This window comes from Pseudomonas laurylsulfativorans, assembly GCF_002906155.1.
Classification (GTDB): Bacteria; Pseudomonadota; Gammaproteobacteria; order Pseudomonadales; family Pseudomonadaceae; genus Aquipseudomonas; species Aquipseudomonas laurylsulfativorans.
Genome location: NZ_MUJK01000002.1, coordinates 244749 through 260432, shown reverse-complemented (window position 1 = coordinate 260432; position 15684 = coordinate 244749). Strand labels below are relative to the sequence as shown.

15 protein-coding genes are annotated in these 15684 nt (G+C 59.9%); 8 read left to right on the top strand and 7 right to left on the bottom strand.

Annotated features, from left to right (window positions below; genetic code table 11):
- Positions 1–480: 480 nt before the first annotated feature.
- Positions 481–990, bottom strand: a complete 510-nt coding sequence (locus B0D71_RS07510; protein WP_103394659.1) for a disulfide bond formation protein B — start codon at positions 988–990, stop codon at positions 481–483.
- A gap of 266 nt (positions 991–1256) precedes the next feature.
- A complete protein-coding gene (hmpA, locus tag B0D71_RS07505; protein ID WP_103394226.1) occupies positions 1257–2438 on the bottom strand; it encodes an NO-inducible flavohemoprotein in 1182 nt (393 codons plus the stop codon).
- Positions 2439–2594: 156 nt separating this feature from the next.
- Here hmpA and norR point away from each other — a divergent pair, with 156 nt between their 5' ends.
- The 5 genes from norR to B0D71_RS07480 all read left to right on the top strand — a co-directional run bounded on the left by norR (position 2595) and on the right by B0D71_RS07480 (position 7095).
- A complete protein-coding gene (norR, locus tag B0D71_RS07500) occupies positions 2595–4145 on the top strand; it encodes a nitric oxide reductase transcriptional regulator NorR (protein ID WP_103394225.1) in 1551 nt (516 codons plus the stop codon).
- A 238-nt stretch (positions 4146–4383) separates the two neighbouring features.
- A complete protein-coding gene (locus B0D71_RS07495; RefSeq protein WP_103394224.1) occupies positions 4384–5286 on the top strand; it encodes a chemotaxis protein CheV in 903 nt (300 codons plus the stop codon).
- 27 nt (positions 5287–5313) lie between these two features.
- Positions 5314–5772: a GNAT family N-acetyltransferase gene (locus B0D71_RS07490; protein ID WP_103394658.1), complete on the top strand. Its 459-nt coding sequence runs from the start codon at positions 5314–5316 to the stop codon at positions 5770–5772.
- A gap of 145 nt (positions 5773–5917) precedes the next feature.
- Entirely contained in the window at positions 5918–6262 is a 345-nt protein-coding gene (locus B0D71_RS07485; RefSeq protein WP_103394223.1) for a hypothetical protein, read from the top strand.
- Between the two features lie 83 nt (positions 6263–6345).
- Complete coding sequence (locus tag B0D71_RS07480; protein ID WP_103394222.1) at positions 6346–7095, top strand: YkgJ family cysteine cluster protein; 750 nt, start codon at positions 6346–6348, stop codon at positions 7093–7095.
- Positions 7096–7243: 148 nt separating this feature from the next.
- Here B0D71_RS07480 and B0D71_RS07475 read toward each other — a convergent pair whose 3' ends face one another.
- The gene (locus B0D71_RS07475; protein WP_103394221.1) at positions 7244–7501 is read right to left on the bottom strand and encodes a hypothetical protein; all 258 of its coding nucleotides are present in this window, start codon (positions 7499–7501) and stop codon (positions 7244–7246) included.
- 194 nt (positions 7502–7695) lie between these two features.
- Here B0D71_RS07475 and B0D71_RS07470 point away from each other — a divergent pair, with 194 nt between their 5' ends.
- Both B0D71_RS07470 and B0D71_RS07465 read left to right on the top strand, forming a co-directional pair.
- The gene (locus B0D71_RS07470; RefSeq protein WP_103394220.1) at positions 7696–8670 is read left to right on the top strand and encodes a 2-hydroxyacid dehydrogenase; all 975 of its coding nucleotides are present in this window, start codon (positions 7696–7698) and stop codon (positions 8668–8670) included.
- Positions 8671–8862: 192 nt separating this feature from the next.
- A complete protein-coding gene (locus B0D71_RS07465) occupies positions 8863–9372 on the top strand; it encodes a DUF2165 family protein (RefSeq protein ID WP_103394657.1) in 510 nt (169 codons plus the stop codon).
- Between the two features lie 12 nt (positions 9373–9384).
- Here B0D71_RS07465 and B0D71_RS07460 read toward each other — a convergent pair whose 3' ends face one another.
- Positions 9385–10287: a DMT family transporter gene (locus tag B0D71_RS07460; RefSeq protein ID WP_103394219.1), complete on the bottom strand. Its 903-nt coding sequence runs from the start codon at positions 10285–10287 to the stop codon at positions 9385–9387.
- A gap of 151 nt (positions 10288–10438) precedes the next feature.
- Here B0D71_RS07460 and B0D71_RS07455 point away from each other — a divergent pair, with 151 nt between their 5' ends.
- Positions 10439–11314: an AraC family transcriptional regulator gene (locus B0D71_RS07455; protein ID WP_103394218.1), complete on the top strand. Its 876-nt coding sequence runs from the start codon at positions 10439–10441 to the stop codon at positions 11312–11314.
- Between the two features lie 143 nt (positions 11315–11457).
- Here B0D71_RS07455 and B0D71_RS07450 read toward each other — a convergent pair whose 3' ends face one another.
- The 3 genes from B0D71_RS07450 to B0D71_RS07440 all read right to left on the bottom strand — a co-directional run bounded on the left by B0D71_RS07450 (position 11458) and on the right by B0D71_RS07440 (position 15684).
- Entirely contained in the window at positions 11458–13887 is a 2430-nt protein-coding gene (locus tag B0D71_RS07450; RefSeq protein ID WP_103394217.1) for a TonB-dependent siderophore receptor, read from the bottom strand.
- Positions 13888–14125: 238 nt separating this feature from the next.
- Positions 14126–15115, bottom strand: coding sequence for a FecR family protein (locus B0D71_RS07445; protein ID WP_103394216.1), 990 nt, complete (start codon positions 15113–15115; stop codon positions 14126–14128).
- Positions 15112–15684 carry an RNA polymerase sigma factor gene (locus tag B0D71_RS07440; RefSeq protein ID WP_103394215.1) on the bottom strand — a complete coding sequence of 191 codons (573 nt, stop codon included), beginning with the start codon at positions 15682–15684 and terminating at the stop codon, positions 15112–15114. The genes B0D71_RS07445 and B0D71_RS07440 overlap by 4 nt, the downstream gene beginning before the upstream one ends.

The following is a 15684-nucleotide window of genomic DNA, read 5'->3' as shown; positions in this document are numbered from 1 at the left end:
CCGAAATAATTTTTATCCGAACCGGCAACAATCATTAACCGTTTTCGCAAAAGTGGCGCATCTTATCGAAATTGATTCTCAACAAAAACACCAAAAAAAGTAGGCCTTCCACCCACAGTTCAGACAGTATCGGGTTTCTTTCCACTGCCCTTGACCTTGTCCAAGGCCCGATATGACGGGGGCTCTGGCCATTCGCCAGACGCTGTTAAAACTGCCTGTTCGCGTTCGGAACGGAAAAAACCGCAAGCCTGCAAAACAGTCCAATTTCGTTACGTTTCCACGTACCAATCCGGTGCCCTTGAACGCCCTGCGACACCGACTCTGTGACAACATGTCGCACATGTGTCGCACCCTTGGCTGTCACATATCAGGGCCTTTTTACCTGACCTCTGAAATGCGCCAGGCAAGACAAAAAAGCCCCGGCCCTCTCTGCGAGGGCCGGGGCTTTTTTTGTCCGACAATATGTGGCGACAGATGACGTCAGCGCAGCGCTTTTCGGTTACGCGACGTCAGCAAAGGTACCAGCACCACGATCAGCACAAAGGCGACCAGTGCCCACTGCGCCAGCGACAGACCGAGGATCGGCGGGTATGGCGTGGAGCAGAAACCATCGACCTGGAAACCCAGCGGGAAGATCTTCGCCAGCGGCAAATCATCGACAATCGGTTGCAGCACATCGATGCCACAGCTGACCGCCGGATAGAACTGCGTATAGACGTGATGCCCGGCAACACCGACGCCTGCCAGTGCGCAGATCACCACCAGGGTTTCGAACACCGTGATGCTGCGACGGTTGCGCATGGCGGCGCCGATGAAGGCGAAGATCGCGATCAGCAACAACGCATAACGTTGCAGGATGCACAGCGGGCAAGGCGCCTCGCCCAGAACAATTTGCATGTACAGCGCACCGCCGATCAACGCCAGGCAAATGATACCCAACAACACCAGATAGCGCCGTTCACGCCCCAACCGCATGGATTCATCGCTCATCGCGTTTCCCTTGAAGATTTCGATTGCCCGCCAGTCTACACGCTGGCCCGGACCTTTGAGAGTCTGGAGCATGTGTGGGGGATTCGAGGGGAATAGACGATAAGGCGGTTAAGAAGGGATTAACTTTCCAGAGTTTTTCTATTCAAGACCGAGGTGAAGCAATCGCAGGCAAGCCAGCTCCTACAGGGATTTGTGTCGATCCAAATTAATGTGAACAACACAAAACCTGTGGGAGCGGGCTTGCCCGCGATGAAGGTGACTCGATCTTACTCCAGCGCCGCAGCCGGCCCGAAGAATTCGTAACGGCTCTGTTTCTCCGGCACACCCAAGGCTTTGAGGTGACGCTTGATCGCGGCCATGAAACCTTTCGGCCCCAGGAAGTAAGCATCCACGTCACGCTGCTCCGGCAGCCAGGCATGCAACTGCTGCTGGCTCAACAAACCGACCTTGTGCGCCGCCGGGCTCACGCCGTCATCCTCGGAATAGCAATAGAAGCGCTTGAGTTGCGGGTGACGCTCGGCCAGGCCATCGATCCAGTCGCGGAACGCGTGGACGCTGCCGTTGCGCGCGCAATGGATGAAATGCACTGGCCGCTGGGTCTCCAGCGCCGCTTCGAGCATCGCCAGGGTCGGGGTAATGCCGACGCCGCCGCTGATCAGCACCAGTGGTTTGTCGCTGGCGGTCAGGATGAACTCGCCCGATGGCGGGAACAGCTGGATGCTGGCGCCGACATGCAACTGGTCGTGCAGGAAGTTGGAAGCGCGGCCACCGTCCTCACGTTTGACGCTGATGCGGTACTGGCCATTGTTCGCCAGCGCCGACAGCGAGTAGTTACGGCGGATCTCTTCACCGTCGAGGATCAGTTTCATGCCGATATATTGGCCGGGCTCCGCCACCAGGATCGGGCCTTTGTCTGCGGGTTCAAAGTAGAACGAGGTGATCTCGGCGCTCTCCTCGACTTTGCCCGCCACGATGAACTCCCGCGCCCCGCGCCAGCCGCCCGGTGCCTGTTCCTTCTGGTCGTAGATGCTGGTTTCGGCACCGATCAGGATGTCCGCCAGTTGCCCATAAGCCGCCCCCCAGGCTGCGATCACTTCAGGGGTGGCAATCTCTTCGCCCAGCACTTCGGCGATGGCGCGCAGCAGGCAGGTGCCGACAATCGGGTAGTGCTCCGGCAGAATCTGCAGGGCCACGTGCTTGTTGATAATCTTGGCCACCAGGTCACCCAACTGGTCGAGTTGGTCAATGTGGCGCGCATACATCAATACGCCGTTGGCCAGGGCACGCGGCTGGTCACCACTGGCCTGGTGGGCCTGGTTGAACAGCGGGCGAACTTGCGGGTATTCGGAGAGCATCATGCGGTAGAAGTGCGTGATCAGCGCTTCACCACCACTTTCGAGCAGCGGCACGGTGGATTTGACGATGGCACGGTCTTGAACGCTCAGCATAAGGTGACTCCTGGTCTTCTTGGGTTGCTAACGGATTACCCTATGCTTATCAGTTTCCATGCCAACTATTTAATCGTTATAAATCAATAAGTTAATAACTAAATAGTCATTTAGACACCACCTACCTTATAGTCATACCGACTACACGGAGTCACTATGACTGCAAAATCCTTGCTCACCGCACTGCTGCCCCTGGTCTCCGACCTGTCCCGCGAACTGCCCGAGGGTGAGCGCTATCGCCGCCTGCTGGATGCCATGCGCGCGCTGCTACCGTGCGACGCCGCCGCCCTGCTGCGCCTCGACGGCGAATGGCTGGTGCCGCTGGCCGTTGACGGCTTGAGTACCGACACCCTCGGTCGGCGCTTCAAGGTCAGCGAGCACCCGCGTTTCGAAGCGCTGCTCAGCAGCCCCGGCCCGACCCGTTTCGCTGCCGACAGCAACTTGCCCGACCCTTATGACGGCCTGGTCGATGGCCTGGATGATCATCTGGAAGTCCACGACTGCATGGGTTGCCCCCTTTTCATCGATGAGCGCCCGTGGGGTCTGCTGACCCTCGACGCCCTTGATCCGGAGCGCTTCGAACCGATCGAACTGGATGCCCTGCAAGCCTTCGCCAGCCTCGCAGCCGCCACGGTCAACGCCGCCGAACGCATTGAGCGGTTGAACAACCGGGTCGAAGATGAACATCAACGCGCCGAGGTCTACCGCCAGGCCAGCGGCCAGCAGAATCGCGAAATGATTGGCCAGAGCAAGGCCCACAAACGTCTGGTCGAAGAAATCAGTCTAGTGGGCGGCAGCGACCTGACCGTGCTGATCACAGGTGAAACCGGGGTCGGCAAGGAGTTGGTGGCCCAGGCCATCCATGCCGCCTCGCCCCGCGCCGACAAACCGATTATCAGCCTCAACTGCGCCGCGCTGCCCGACACATTGGTGGAAAGCGAGTTGTTCGGTCATGTCCGTGGCGCCTTCACCGGAGCGATGAACGACCGCCGTGGCAAGTTCGAACTGGCCAATGGCGGCACGCTGTTCCTCGATGAAGTCGGTGAGTTGTCGCTGACCGTGCAGGCCAAGTTGCTGCGAGTATTGCAGAGCGGTCAACTGCAGCGATTGGGTTCGGACCAGGAGCATCAGGTCGACGTACGCCTGATCGCGGCGACCAACCGCGACCTCGCCGAAGAAGTTCGCAGTGGCCGCTACCGCGCCGACTTCTATCACCGCCTCAGTGTTTACCCGCTGCTGGTCCCCGCCCTGCGCGATCGCGGGCGCGATGTGCTGCTGCTCAGCGGTTACTTCCTGGAGCAGAACCGCTCGCGCATGGGCCTCAACAGCCTGCGCCTGAACAGCGATGCCCAGGCCGCGCTGCTGGCCTACGACTGGCCCGGCAATGTGCGTGAGCTTGAACACCTGATCGGCCGCAGCGCCTTGAAAGCCCTGGGCAACTGCAAGGAGCGGCCGAGGATTCTGAGCCTGAGCGCCGCCGACCTGGACTTGCCCGACGCCAGCGTTGAAACCGCTGCCGAGCAACCCGTCGTCGCCGTCACGCCAATGGTGACCGGCGACTTGCGCGAGGCCACCGAGCGTTATCAGCGCCAATTGATCGGTGCCTGCCTGGAACGGCACAACAACAACTGGGCAAGCGCGGCCCGTGAGCTAGGCTTGGATCGGGCGAACCTGGGGCGGATGGCCAAGCGGTTGGGGATGAAGTAACCCGGTGTTGAATAGTGTGAATTGTTTTGTAGGAGTCCGGCTTGCCGGCGATAGCGTCCTTGAGGGTGCCATCGTCGGAACGCCGCCCGCAGCAAACCGGCTCCTACAGTTTGAATCACCATTTGCTGGGCAATGGAGGCATCAACCCTAAAGCCTGCCCCCGACAGGTCGATAACCCGGCATCGAAGTCATTGGCGATCCCCTGATCGCTCGCCACCTTTTTCCACAGAAGGTTCATATGTCCTCCACCAAAGCCCGCGCAGACTCACTTTCGCTTCTGTTGTTTACCTTGCGCAGCGGCAAGCTGATGGCGATCAACCTGCTCAAGGTCAGTGAAATCATTCCCTGCCCGCCGCTGACCCGGCTGCCGGAGTCGCATCCTCACGTCAAAGGCATCGCCACCCTGCGCGGTGCCTCGCTGTCGGTGATCGACCTCAGCCGCGCCATTGGCGAGCGCCCGCTGGAAGACCCGAACGGCGGCTGCCTGATCGTCACCGACGTCAGCCGCTCCAAGCAGGGCCTGCACGTGCAGGCCGTAAGCAAGATCGTCCACTGCCTGACCACCGACATCCGCCCGCCGCCCTTTGGTTCGGGCGGCGGGCGCGCCTACATTACCGGTGTCACTTCGGTCGATGGCACGCTGGTGCAAGTGCTGGACATCGAAAAAGTCATCCACGGCATCGCTCCGGTAGAGATCGACCACGCCCCGACCGAGCTGAGCATGGAAGACGCCGAAATACTTGGCAGCGCACGAATTCTGGTGGTCGACGACAGCCAGGTCGCACTGCAGCAATCGGTGCACACCCTGCGTAACCTCGGCCTGCAATGCCATACGGCCCGCAGCGCCAAGGAAGCCATCGACTGCCTGCTGGACCTGCAAGGCACCGCGCAACAGATCAACTTGATCGTCTCGGACATCGAGATGTCGGAGATGGACGGCTACGCCTTCACCCGTACCCTGCGGGAAACCCCGGATTTCGCGCATCTTTATGTACTGCTGCACACGTCGCTGGACAGTGCGATGAACGCCGAGAAAGCACGACTGGCGGGAGCGAACGCGGTGTTGACCAAGTTCTCTTCGCCAGAATTGACCCAGTGCCTGATCACCGCGGCCAAGGCTGTCACCGAACAGGGTTATTGAGTGTTGACCGAAGAATTCTGCTGGCTGATGCGGCGCGACCTCTCTGTCATCGTGCCGCCTCCCGATTGGCCGGTCGGCCTGCAACTGAGCGAATACCGTCCCGAACTGGCCACCGCCGTGCACCGGCTGATGGAGCTCGGTTATCTCGACGGTGGTGGTCGTGTAGCCGCGCTGGACATGTGGCAACGGCAGTTCGAAACCGACCCGGAATTTGACCCGGCGCTGTGCTTCATTGCCCTGGATGCCGGAGGCATCGTGGGTGTGTGCCAATGCTGGACCAGCGCCTACATCAAGAACCTGGTGGTGCACCCACGGTTTCAGGGCCAAGGCTTGGGCCGTGCATTGTTGTTGCAGGCGTTCAAGGTGTTCCAGCAACGGCGCGAAGGCTTCGTCGACCTGAAGGTGCTGGAGGACAACCTTCGAGCGCGGCGGCTGTATGAACGCGTCGGGATGCGCGCGATCCGGCGCGAGCCCGTGCCTGACTGACAGATCGTATTCGCGGGCAAGCCCGCACACAGGGGAATGCATTCCAAATGTGGGAGCGGGCTTGCTCGCGAAGAGGCCGGCACATCCACTTCAAAACCTTCAGGCATACTCACCTTTCGGCCACTGCCCCAAGGATGCCTGAACCATGAAAGCAGCAACCCTGTCTATTCTCTGCCTCGCCGCCCTCACCGCCCTCACCGCCCTCGCCACCCAAGCCCACGCCTCCAGCCCTGACGCCTGGGCCACCTACAATAAAGCCGTACTCGCCGGTTGCACCAAGGCCAGCGGCCTGAAGGATGTCAAACCCGTTGGCACCGCTGCGCAGTTCGATGACCGGGTCGGCTACACCGCGCTGCTGCTCCAGGGCCAGTATCCGCAAAAACACATGAAGGGCGCCCAAGGCACCGAACTGTGCCTCTACAACAAGAAGAGCAAAATCGCGTACGTCACCGAATGGGACTCCATTCGCACGGACGGCAAAGCCAACTGAGTGGCGCATAAATTGCTTCGATAACGGCTTTTGTGGCGGCAATCTGTCGCCGTTTCATGCCCTGTGAAGCGAACAAACACTCGATGAATACAACGTTTTCCTGCGTAGGCTGCGGCAAATGCTGCAACGACCACCATGTGCCCCTGACCTTGAGCGAAGCCCGGATGTGGGCTGCCGACGGCGGTCAGGTGATCGTGCTGGTGGAAGCGTTTCTTGGCAATGGCCTGGGTCTGCCGGCGCAACAACGGGAACACGCCGAACGCCGTTCGGCGGCGGTGCGCAGCGGCGAATCCGAGGCGTACGTGGCCATCACCTTCGCCGCCTACAATGTCGGCCCCTGCCGAAATCTTGACGAAGACAAACTCTGCCGCATCTACGAACGCCGGCCGTTGGTGTGTCGCATCTATCCAATGGAAATCAATCCGCACATCCCCTTGAACCCCGCCGCCAAGGATTGCCCGCCAGAGTCATGGGAAACAGGGCCGGACTTGATAGTCGGTGGCAATCTGGTCGACCGGGAGTTATCGGAACTGATCCAGCGTTCCCGTCAGGCGGATCGCGATGACATTCAGATGAAGGATGCGATTTGTGCCTTGCTGGGCATTCGCACGACGGCCCTGAAGGGCGATGGGTTTACTGCTTATCTGCCGGATATGGCGGAATTTGCCGCGATCATCGACGACCTGGCGGGACAAACCTTACCTGAGTGGGGCAGCGAATGGCTGTTTCATGTGTCCGGCGATGACATTGCCGGGCAAGTGCTGGCGGCTGGCGCACAGGTGATGACGGATGCACCGGCGAACTATGCGTTCATTTCGTTGCGGGCGGCTTGATCGAAAAGATCTATCGCCAGCAATGGCCCCATCGCGAGCAAGCCCGCTCCCACAAGGGATCTTCAGTGAACATGGAATTTGTGCACGACACAGAACCACTGTGGGAGCGAGCCTGCTCGCGATGACGGCAGGCCAGGCACTGGAGACCTCAGCGCTTGCCCATCGACCGACGCGTCCCCGGTGGCGCCATGCCTGGCGTCTTGGTGTGACCATTCTTGGCGCCGTTCTTGTACCACGGCTGGTTGGAGCCCTTGGCGGCTGCCAGCTCACCCGGCTTGAACGGGAATTTGAATGCAGGGATCTCGGCTTTGGTTTCGCTGTCGGCGCTGGAGTCGACGCTGTCTGGCAGCTCTGCCTGCACGTCGCTCAGGGCGTCGGCGACCGGCGGTTGTTTCGGGGAAGTCATGAAAGCTCCGGGTGGTGCATGAAGTGCCGGGCCCGGTGAGCGGGCCGCATGCCACAGTATAAGAAGTGCGGCAGTATAACTGGATGAAGCAGCGCAAGCTGCAAGCTTGCATTGACCGTCTGACGACTCGCACAAATCCCGTGAAGAATGTTAGCGTGCTCATCATTCTTCACCGCCCGACGAGCCCGCCTCTCATGAAAAAGACTGTCCTGGCATTCAGCCGCGTCACCCCGGAAATGGTCGAACGCCTGCAACAAGATTTCGACGTCATCGTGCCGAATCCGAAAAACGGCGACATCAACGCCCAATTCAACGAAGCCCTGCCCCACGCCCACGGCCTGATTGGCGTCGGTCGCAAACTCGGCCGCGCCCAATTGGAAAACGCCGCCAGGCTGGAAGTGGTGTCCAGCGTCTCGGTGGGCTACGACAACTATGACCTGGCCTACTTCAACGAACGCGGGATCATGCTGACCAACACGCCGGACGTGCTCACCGAAAGCACCGCCGACCTGGCGTTTGCCCTGTTGATGAGCAGCGCCCGTCGCGTTGCCGAACTGGATGCCTGGACCAAGGCCGGGCAATGGCAGGCCACTGTCGGTGCGCCGCTGTTCGGTTGCGATGTGCACGGCAAGACCCTGGGCATTGTCGGCATGGGCAATATCGGTGCAGCCATCGCCCGACGCGGTCGCCTGGGTTTCAACATGCCGGTCATCTACAGCGGCAACAGCCGTAAGACCGAGCTGGAACAAGAACTCGGCGCACAGTACCGCAGCCTCGATCAATTGCTGGCCGAAGCTGATTTCGTCTGCCTGGTGGTGCCGCTCAGCGAGAAAACCAGACACCTGATCAGCCATCGTGAACTGGCATTGATGAAGCCGAGTGCCATTCTGGTGAACATCGCCCGTGGCCCGGTAGTGGATGAACCGGCACTGATCGAAGCGCTGCAAAACAAGCGCATTCGTGGTGCCGGGCTGGACGTGTATGAAAAAGAACCGCTGGCCGAGTCACCACTGTTCCAGCTGAAAAACGCCGTGACCTTGCCGCACATCGGCTCGGCCACCCATGAGACCCGCGATGCCATGGCCAACCGTGCCCTGGCCAACTTGCGCAGCGCCCTGTTGGGCGAGCGACCGCAGGACCTGGTCAACCCGCAAGTGTGGAAAGGCTGATAGACCCCGGGTACGTCTTGGCAGATGTACCCATCTATTAACAAATTTGAAAATCCTTCCAGTTACTTCCGTACTTTCATCAAATAAACAATCGAAACAACCTGCAACTCAAGACTCTCACAAACGTGTGACTACCGAATATAGACTCCGACCAAGACAAACGCACTAGCCATGCACTCGGAGAGCGACAACATGAATAAAAACACGACCACAGACATAATAAGACGGAGCAAACTAACCTTTGTAATGTTGGCGGCATTATTCGGAATCACGACCCTCATCAACAACTTTACCGACTATACGGCATACGCCGAATACATCGGCAAAATCATCAGCATGAGCACGACCGAAGGCAATGAATCCAGACACTACAGGGCGATCGACTCCAGCCTTTTCCATCACCGTTTCTACTGGGCGCTAATAACACTGGAGACCATATTCACCTTGAGCTGCCTGATTGGAACTTATCAGCTCTTTCGAAAACTCAATGCACCGCGCGATGAGTTCCATGAAGCAAAAAAATTCGCCATCATTGGTTTAAGCACTGCGATCTTTGCTTATCAGACGTTATACGTAACCATACTCAATGAATGGTTCGACCTAGAGTATTCCGCTCAACGCAATGCTTTTGACTGGGCACGAAACAATATTCAATATATGTTTCTCGGCCTGATCTACCTGGTAGCGGTAAAGGATAGTTAAACGGCATTCGGTTCATGCCAGTTTACCTGGCACCGGGCTGGCGCTCGCCCTGGCCTTGTGAAACACCAGCACGTTACCCAGCATCACCATCACCAGCCCCACCAAAGCCGGTGCCGTCCATTGATAGCCCTCGGCGAACGCCGAGACATTAAGCGCCACCACCGGAAACAGTACGGTGCAATAAGCCGCGCGCTCCGGCCCCATTCGGCCGACCAGTGTCAGGTAGGCGGTGAAACCGATCACCGACCCTGGAATCACCAGGTACAACAGTGAGCCGATGTAACGCGCACTCATTTCCATGTCGAAGGGAATGCCTTTGACCAGGCACCAGACCGAGAGCATCGCCGCGCCGTAAGCCATGCCCCAGGCGTTGGTGGTCAGCGGCTTGAGACCGGCCTTCTGTTGCAGGCTCGAAAGCATATTGCCCGCCGAGAAACACAAGGTGCCGCACAAGGCCAGGCCCAAGCCAAGCAAGGTTTCCGGGCTGGCGGTATGCCCGGCCAGTTCCGGCCAGAACAGCAGGCCCAGCCCAAGCAGGCCCAGCGCCCCGCCCATCAGCACATTGCGGGCGATTTTCTGGCCGAAAAACACCCGCGCGTTGAGGGCATTCCACAGGGTCGCAGTGGAAAACACCACAGCCACCAGGCCGCTGGGGATCCACTGGCTCGCCGTGAGGAAGCACATGAAGTTGACGCAGAACAGGCACAAGCCCTGAGCCAGGCAAATCAGGTGCCCCCGACGGTTCATCACTTGCAGACGCCGGCTGAGCAACAGGATCACGAACAGCACCAGCGCAGCGAGGCCAAAGCGATAGACGATCGACACGGGAATCGCCACCACGCCCAGCTGCCATTTCAAGGCTATCCAGGTGGTACCCCAGATCAGCACGGTCAGCAAATACAAAGAAAGGTTCATGGCAAAGGCTCCTCAATAGGTATCCAGTGTCCGGCGTCACGCCCACGCGCACTTGCATAAACTTGCGCTTTTGTCTGGCGACAGGCTGGCAGGGGAACGCCTACGGAGTAGGATGCAAGGCGTTGGATGCAGGTGTTAGAGAGCAACAATCATGGCTGCACTGGATACCCTACAAGTCTTTCAAGCCCTCAACCGCTCGCCGAATGCTCGCCTCGAGCACAGCGCCGAGCTCGGTGACGGCTTATCTGCAGCCTTGTGGAGCAATCACCACGACGCCCAGGAATACGAAGCGCCCAGCCACCACACGCTGTCCTGCTACATTGCCGGCGGCACCGGCACCTTTCGCCGCGACCAGCCCGGCAACAAGGGGGGGCCGGACAAACTGTGCATCCTGCCAGCTGACCACCAGTCAGGCTGGGTGATCAATGGCGACATTCGCTTGGCACACCTGTATTTCAGCCCCGAACAATTTGCCCTCGGCTGCGTCACCCTGCTCGATCGCGAGCCACGGGAAATGCAGCTGCGCGAGCAGACCTTTCTCGATGATCCGCAGCAAGCTTTGCGCTTTCGGCAGTTGATCGCCCTGAACTGGGACGAGCCGGGCGAGCGTCTGCTCACCAGCAGCCTGGGTCACGAATTGCTCAGCCATGCCCTGCTCAGCCAGGTCAAGGTCCGGCAAGGCCTGCGCCTTAAAGGTGGGGTGGCTGCGCATCAGCGTCGGCATCTGGTGGAGTACATCGACAACCATCTGGACGAGGCCATCAGCCTTGGTCAATTGGCGGCGTTGTGCGCGTTGTCGGAATACCACTTCGCACGGATGTTCCGCGAAAGTTTCGGCTTGCCGCCCCATCAGTATGTGCTGGCACGGCGCTTGAACCGGGCGCGGAAGTTGCTGCGAAGCACCTCACAACCGCTGGGTGAGATTGCGCTGGCCTGCGGTTTTTCCAGTGCCAGCCACTTCACCAATCGCTTTCGCCAGGCTCTGGGTGGAACGCCCGGCGAGTATCGGCAGGCGTTTTTGCGCTAGGCCAGGGATCTTCGGCGCCACACTTGCCGCCTTCGCGAGCAGGCTCGCTCCCACACGGTTTGGCGGTGCTCCCCTGTTTTGTGATCACCCTGTTTCCCTGTGGGAGCGAGCCTGCTCGCGATGAACGATGACGCGGTCGGTCGTCAGAACTCCAGCGTGCTGGACAGCGAAATCTGCCGCGAATCCCCCATCGACACAAAGAACCGACTCGCCGCCGAGGTGTAATAAGTGCGGTCAAACAGGTTCTTCACGTTGAGTTGGAACTTGACCCGCTGCCCTTCGACTTTAGTGTCATAGGTAGCGAACGCGTCGGCCACGGTGTAGCTCGGCAGGTCGAAATCGTTCACCGCGTTGCCCGCGCGCTCACCCACATAACGCGCCCCGGCGCCGACCCGCAGCTGGTCGCCACCGACGATCGTACCGAAGTCATAGACGGCCGACAGCGAGCCGCTGTTCTTCGCCACGTTTTGCAGTTGATTGCCTTTGTAATCCGGGTCTTCGGTGACTTCGGCATCGGTGTAGGCGTAGCTGCCAATCATGCTCCAGCGATCGCTGAGCTGACCGCTCAGGTCCACTTCCAGGCCACGGGAACGCACCTCGCCGGCGGCGCTGTAAAGGGTGATGGGGCCTTCGGCGTTGGCCACCAGCACGTTGCGCTTCTTGATGTCGAACAGCGCAATGTTGCCGGTGACGCGACCTGGCAGATCCAGCTTGGCACCCAGCTCCCAGGACTTGGCTTCTTCCGGCGCGATGCCGCCGTCAAGCACGGTGCTGCTGCCGCTCAACGGCGCGATGGTCGAGTTGGGTTTGAACGATTCGGTGTAGCTGCCGTAGAACGACAAAGCATCGGTGTACTTGTACACAAGACCGGCGCGCGGCACCCATTTCTGCCCGTTGCTGTCGGTGTTGGCGTGGAACGGCACGCCTTTGCCAGCGTATTGGTCGTACGCCTGAAAGCGCGCACCGCCCACCAAAATCCACTGGTCGGTGAGGTGGATGGAGTCCTGCAGGAAGATTGAATCGCTGCGCAGTTCATCGGTCTGCGCACTGTCCGGAGCGCTGACAGTGGTGCCCGGCACTTCCTGGCCGTAGATCGGGTTCACGTAGCTGAACTGGGTGCGGCTTTTCTGGCGGATCAGGTCTTCACGGTAGATCTTGCGGTACTCGTCATCGATGCCGAACAGCAAGTCATGCTGCATGCCGAGCACATTGACATTGCCTTCAAGGCTGGCAGTGGTGAAACGGTCGGTGCTGATCGCGTTCTGCGTGCCGTCCATGCTGCGGGTCAGGGTGCCCTTCTTGGTGTCGATGGCGGTGACGCGTACCTGGCTGGCGTCGTAGGTTTCGCGGTTCCAGCTGTAGCCGAAATGGGCCTTCCAGTTGTAGTTGAGTTCGTGATCGGCCTCGAAATGATAGAGGTCCGAACGCCCTTCCATGTTGTTGAACGGCTCGTCGAGACGCTCGTTGCGCGAGATGTCCAGCGGATGGTTGGTCCGTGGATCGATCAGCGTGCCACGGTCGAACGGCGTGAGGAATTCGCGGTGCTCATAGGCGAACAGCAGTTTGGTGCTTTCGCCGTACCAGGCCAGCGACGGCGCGATCAGGCTCTCGCGATGCACACCGAAGTTGCGCCAGTAATCTTCGTCTTCATAGTCCAGCACCATGCGGTAGGCCAGCCCGGAATCGCCGAGGGCCCCGGTGCTGTCGAGACCGCCGCCGCTGCCGTTCTTGCCGTCGTCATAGCTCGAACCGCGTGCAGTCAGTGCGTTGTACTGCTCAAGCTCGGGCTTCTTGCTGACCATATTGACCACGCCGCCCGGATCCTGGATGCCATACAGCAACGAGGCCGGCCCCTTGAGCACTTCGACTCGATCCACGCTGGCGTTGAGGCCACGTCCCTGCACGATCGGCATGCCGTCACGCATGATCGAGCCGTTCCGGTTGTCGCCAAAACCACGGACCATCACCGAATCCTGAGTGCTACCCAGGGTGTTTGCCTGGGTGATGCCGCTGACATTGGCCAGGGCGTCATCGAGATTGCGCGGCGCCTGATCGCGGATGACCTGGGCCGGGACGACGTTGATGGTCTGCGGGATTTCCTGAATCGGGGCCGAGGAGCGCATCACCAATGAGGTCGGTGGTGGCTGGTAACTCATGGACTCATCCATCACCGAAGTGATGGTGGTCGCGCCCAGGTTCAAAGCGCCTTCGGTCGGCTGCGGTTCCAGCGCCATGGTATGGCCGTCGGTGCGGCGGAACGTCAAACCCGAGCCTGTGAGCAGTCGCTGCAAGGCCTGTTCGGCGCTCATTTGACCATTGACCGCTGGCGCATTGAGGCCGTACGGCGCTTCATCGGTGTAGACGACGCTGATGCCGGTCACCCGGCTGAAATCACTCAAGGCCTGGGGCAGCGGTTTGGCGGTCAGGGAAAATCTGAATTGCCCACGTTGCTGGCTGTTACCCGTCTCTGCGGCCAGTGCCACGCTCAGCGGCAACAACGCCAATGCGGAAAAGCTCAACGCAGACACACCCAACCATTGTTTGACCGAACCCGATTTTGCCCTGGACTTCATTGCTCATGACCTGTGTAGAACCGCAACGGATGCGAATGACTCGCAGTTTCAGTCACTACACGGATGGCGCTGAGGTTTACCTCATCACAATTTGAAAATATTTTTAATCAGCTTTATGTAGCGCCTCCTGCGGCCCCATCGCTGGCAAGCCAGCTCCTAAAGGTTTTGAGTCGGTCACAATGTTGGGGACAACACAAAACCCTGTAGGAGCTGGCTTGCCAGCGATAGGGCCATAGGCTCAACGCAAAATAATCAGATGCCCCAACACCTGATGCTGCTCAAACCCCAACACCCCCTGCAACGAGCTCAACACCGCCTGCGGGTTCCTGCTCGGAAAGCTGCCACTGACCCGGCGGGCCGCCAGTTCATCGTTAAGCAGCACGATCCGTCCGGGGTAATAGCGGCTCAGGTCATTCACCACATCGGCCAGCGTCGCCTTGTAGTAATTGAGCCAGCCCTGGCGCCATGCCAACTGCGCTTCGCTGTCCACCGCATGGAGTTTTTCTGCCGTACCTTCGCCGTAGGCCACTTGTTGGCCGGCGCTGAGAATTTGCTGTTCGGCATTCTTGTCCGCCGTCACGCCAACCCGTCCCGACAACACCGTGACCTGCGCGCCGTGGGGCTGCAAACGGACTTCGAACTGCGTGCCCAGGACCCGCGCATGGCCCTGCTCGGCATCCACCACAAATGGCTCGCCGGTATGGGTGACGCTGAAGAATCCGGCGCCGCGGCGCAGTTGCACATGCCGTTCACCGCGACTGAAGTCCACGGCGATGGCACTGTCGGCATCCAGTGTCACCTGCGACTGATCGGCCAGGGTGACGGTGCGGATTTCCCCCGGCGCCGAGACGTAGTCCGCCCCCAGGTCATCAATCCAGCGCATTGGCTGCCAGCCTGTGCCGAGACTGATCATCAACAGCAGACACGCAGCCATCGCCAGTGCACCCGACCAGCGCCCGACCGTGCTGCGCCGCGACTTGTCCATGGCGTTGAGATACCCCTGCAAGGCAAAAGCGTCTTCATTGGCAAGCGTGCGCGCCGGCCCTTCACTCAGCTCCCACAAGACCTGCGCCCGGGCATAGGCCTCGGCATGAGCGGGGTCCGCTTGCAGCCACTGGCTGAACGTCGCCTGGTCACCGCTGCTTGGCTGGTCATGCAACAGGCTCAGCCAGGCCAGCGCGGCCTGCTCCTGAGCGGGCGTCGGAATGACGCGTTGGAAGTTGTTCACGGTGCTTTCCCTGGCGTACGCGTTTCGGGTTCCCGGAGGCTGGCCTTGCAGGCCTCGAGGGCGCGCATCATATGTTTTTCCACGGCACTTTGGGACAAGCCCATGGCCTTGGCGATCTCCGCGTACTTACGGCCGTGAATGCGATTGAGCAAAAAGATCTGCCGCGTGCGGTCCGGCAACGCGCGCAACGCTGCTTCGACGTGACGCAAATCATTGCCCGCCTCCAGTGCCGCTTGCGGTCCGCTGCCGTGACTGTCCGGCGATTCGACCATCAAGCCTTCACTGGCGCGGACTCGCGTGCCCTCACTGCGCAAATGGTCGATGGCGATGTTGCCGGCGCAGCGCAGCAGGTAAGTGCTGAGCTCCTCGACCTGTACCAGCGGGCGCCGCCAGAATCGCAGGAACAAGTCCTGTACCAGGTCGGCCGCTGTCGCCCGGCAGCCGACGCGACGACTCACCAGCGCTTCCATTTGCGAACGCTGGGAGAGAAAGACCTGGAGAAAATGCGCACGGTCGCTGCGTTGTTCGTCGCGCTCGATATCGTGGGATTCGGGAGGAAGCGTGATCAT

Excerpts from the sequence above, each read along its gene's own strand:
- B0D71_RS07455 (WP_103394218.1), top strand. The coding sequence starts at position 10,439 with ATGGCTGCACTGGATACCCTACAAGTCTTTCAAGCCCTCAACCGCTCG.
- B0D71_RS07450 (WP_103394217.1), bottom strand. The coding sequence starts at position 13,887 with ATGAAGTCCAGGGCAAAATCGGGTTCGGTCAAACAATGGTTGGGTGTG.
- B0D71_RS07470 (WP_103394220.1), top strand. The coding sequence starts at position 7,696 with ATGAAAAAGACTGTCCTGGCATTCAGCCGCGTCACCCCGGAAATGGTC.
- B0D71_RS07465 (WP_103394657.1), top strand. The coding sequence starts at position 8,863 with ATGAATAAAAACACGACCACAGACATAATAAGACGGAGCAAACTAACC.
- B0D71_RS07495 (WP_103394224.1), top strand. The coding sequence starts at position 4,384 with ATGTCCTCCACCAAAGCCCGCGCAGACTCACTTTCGCTTCTGTTGTTT.
- B0D71_RS07510 (WP_103394659.1), bottom strand. The coding sequence starts at position 990 with ATGAGCGATGAATCCATGCGGTTGGGGCGTGAACGGCGCTATCTGGTG.
- B0D71_RS07490 (WP_103394658.1), top strand. The coding sequence starts at position 5,314 with ATGCGGCGCGACCTCTCTGTCATCGTGCCGCCTCCCGATTGGCCGGTC.
- B0D71_RS07485 (WP_103394223.1), top strand. The coding sequence starts at position 5,918 with ATGAAAGCAGCAACCCTGTCTATTCTCTGCCTCGCCGCCCTCACCGCC.
- norR (WP_103394225.1), top strand. The coding sequence starts at position 2,595 with ATGACTGCAAAATCCTTGCTCACCGCACTGCTGCCCCTGGTCTCCGAC.
- B0D71_RS07480 (WP_103394222.1), top strand. The coding sequence starts at position 6,346 with ATGAATACAACGTTTTCCTGCGTAGGCTGCGGCAAATGCTGCAACGAC.
- hmpA (WP_103394226.1), bottom strand. The coding sequence starts at position 2,438 with ATGCTGAGCGTTCAAGACCGTGCCATCGTCAAATCCACCGTGCCGCTG.
- B0D71_RS07460 (WP_103394219.1), bottom strand. The coding sequence starts at position 10,287 with ATGAACCTTTCTTTGTATTTGCTGACCGTGCTGATCTGGGGTACCACC.
- B0D71_RS07475 (WP_103394221.1), bottom strand. The coding sequence starts at position 7,501 with ATGACTTCCCCGAAACAACCGCCGGTCGCCGACGCCCTGAGCGACGTG.
- B0D71_RS07440 (WP_103394215.1), bottom strand. The coding sequence starts at position 15,684 with ATGATCACGCTTCCTCCCGAATCCCACGATATCGAGCGCGACGAACAA.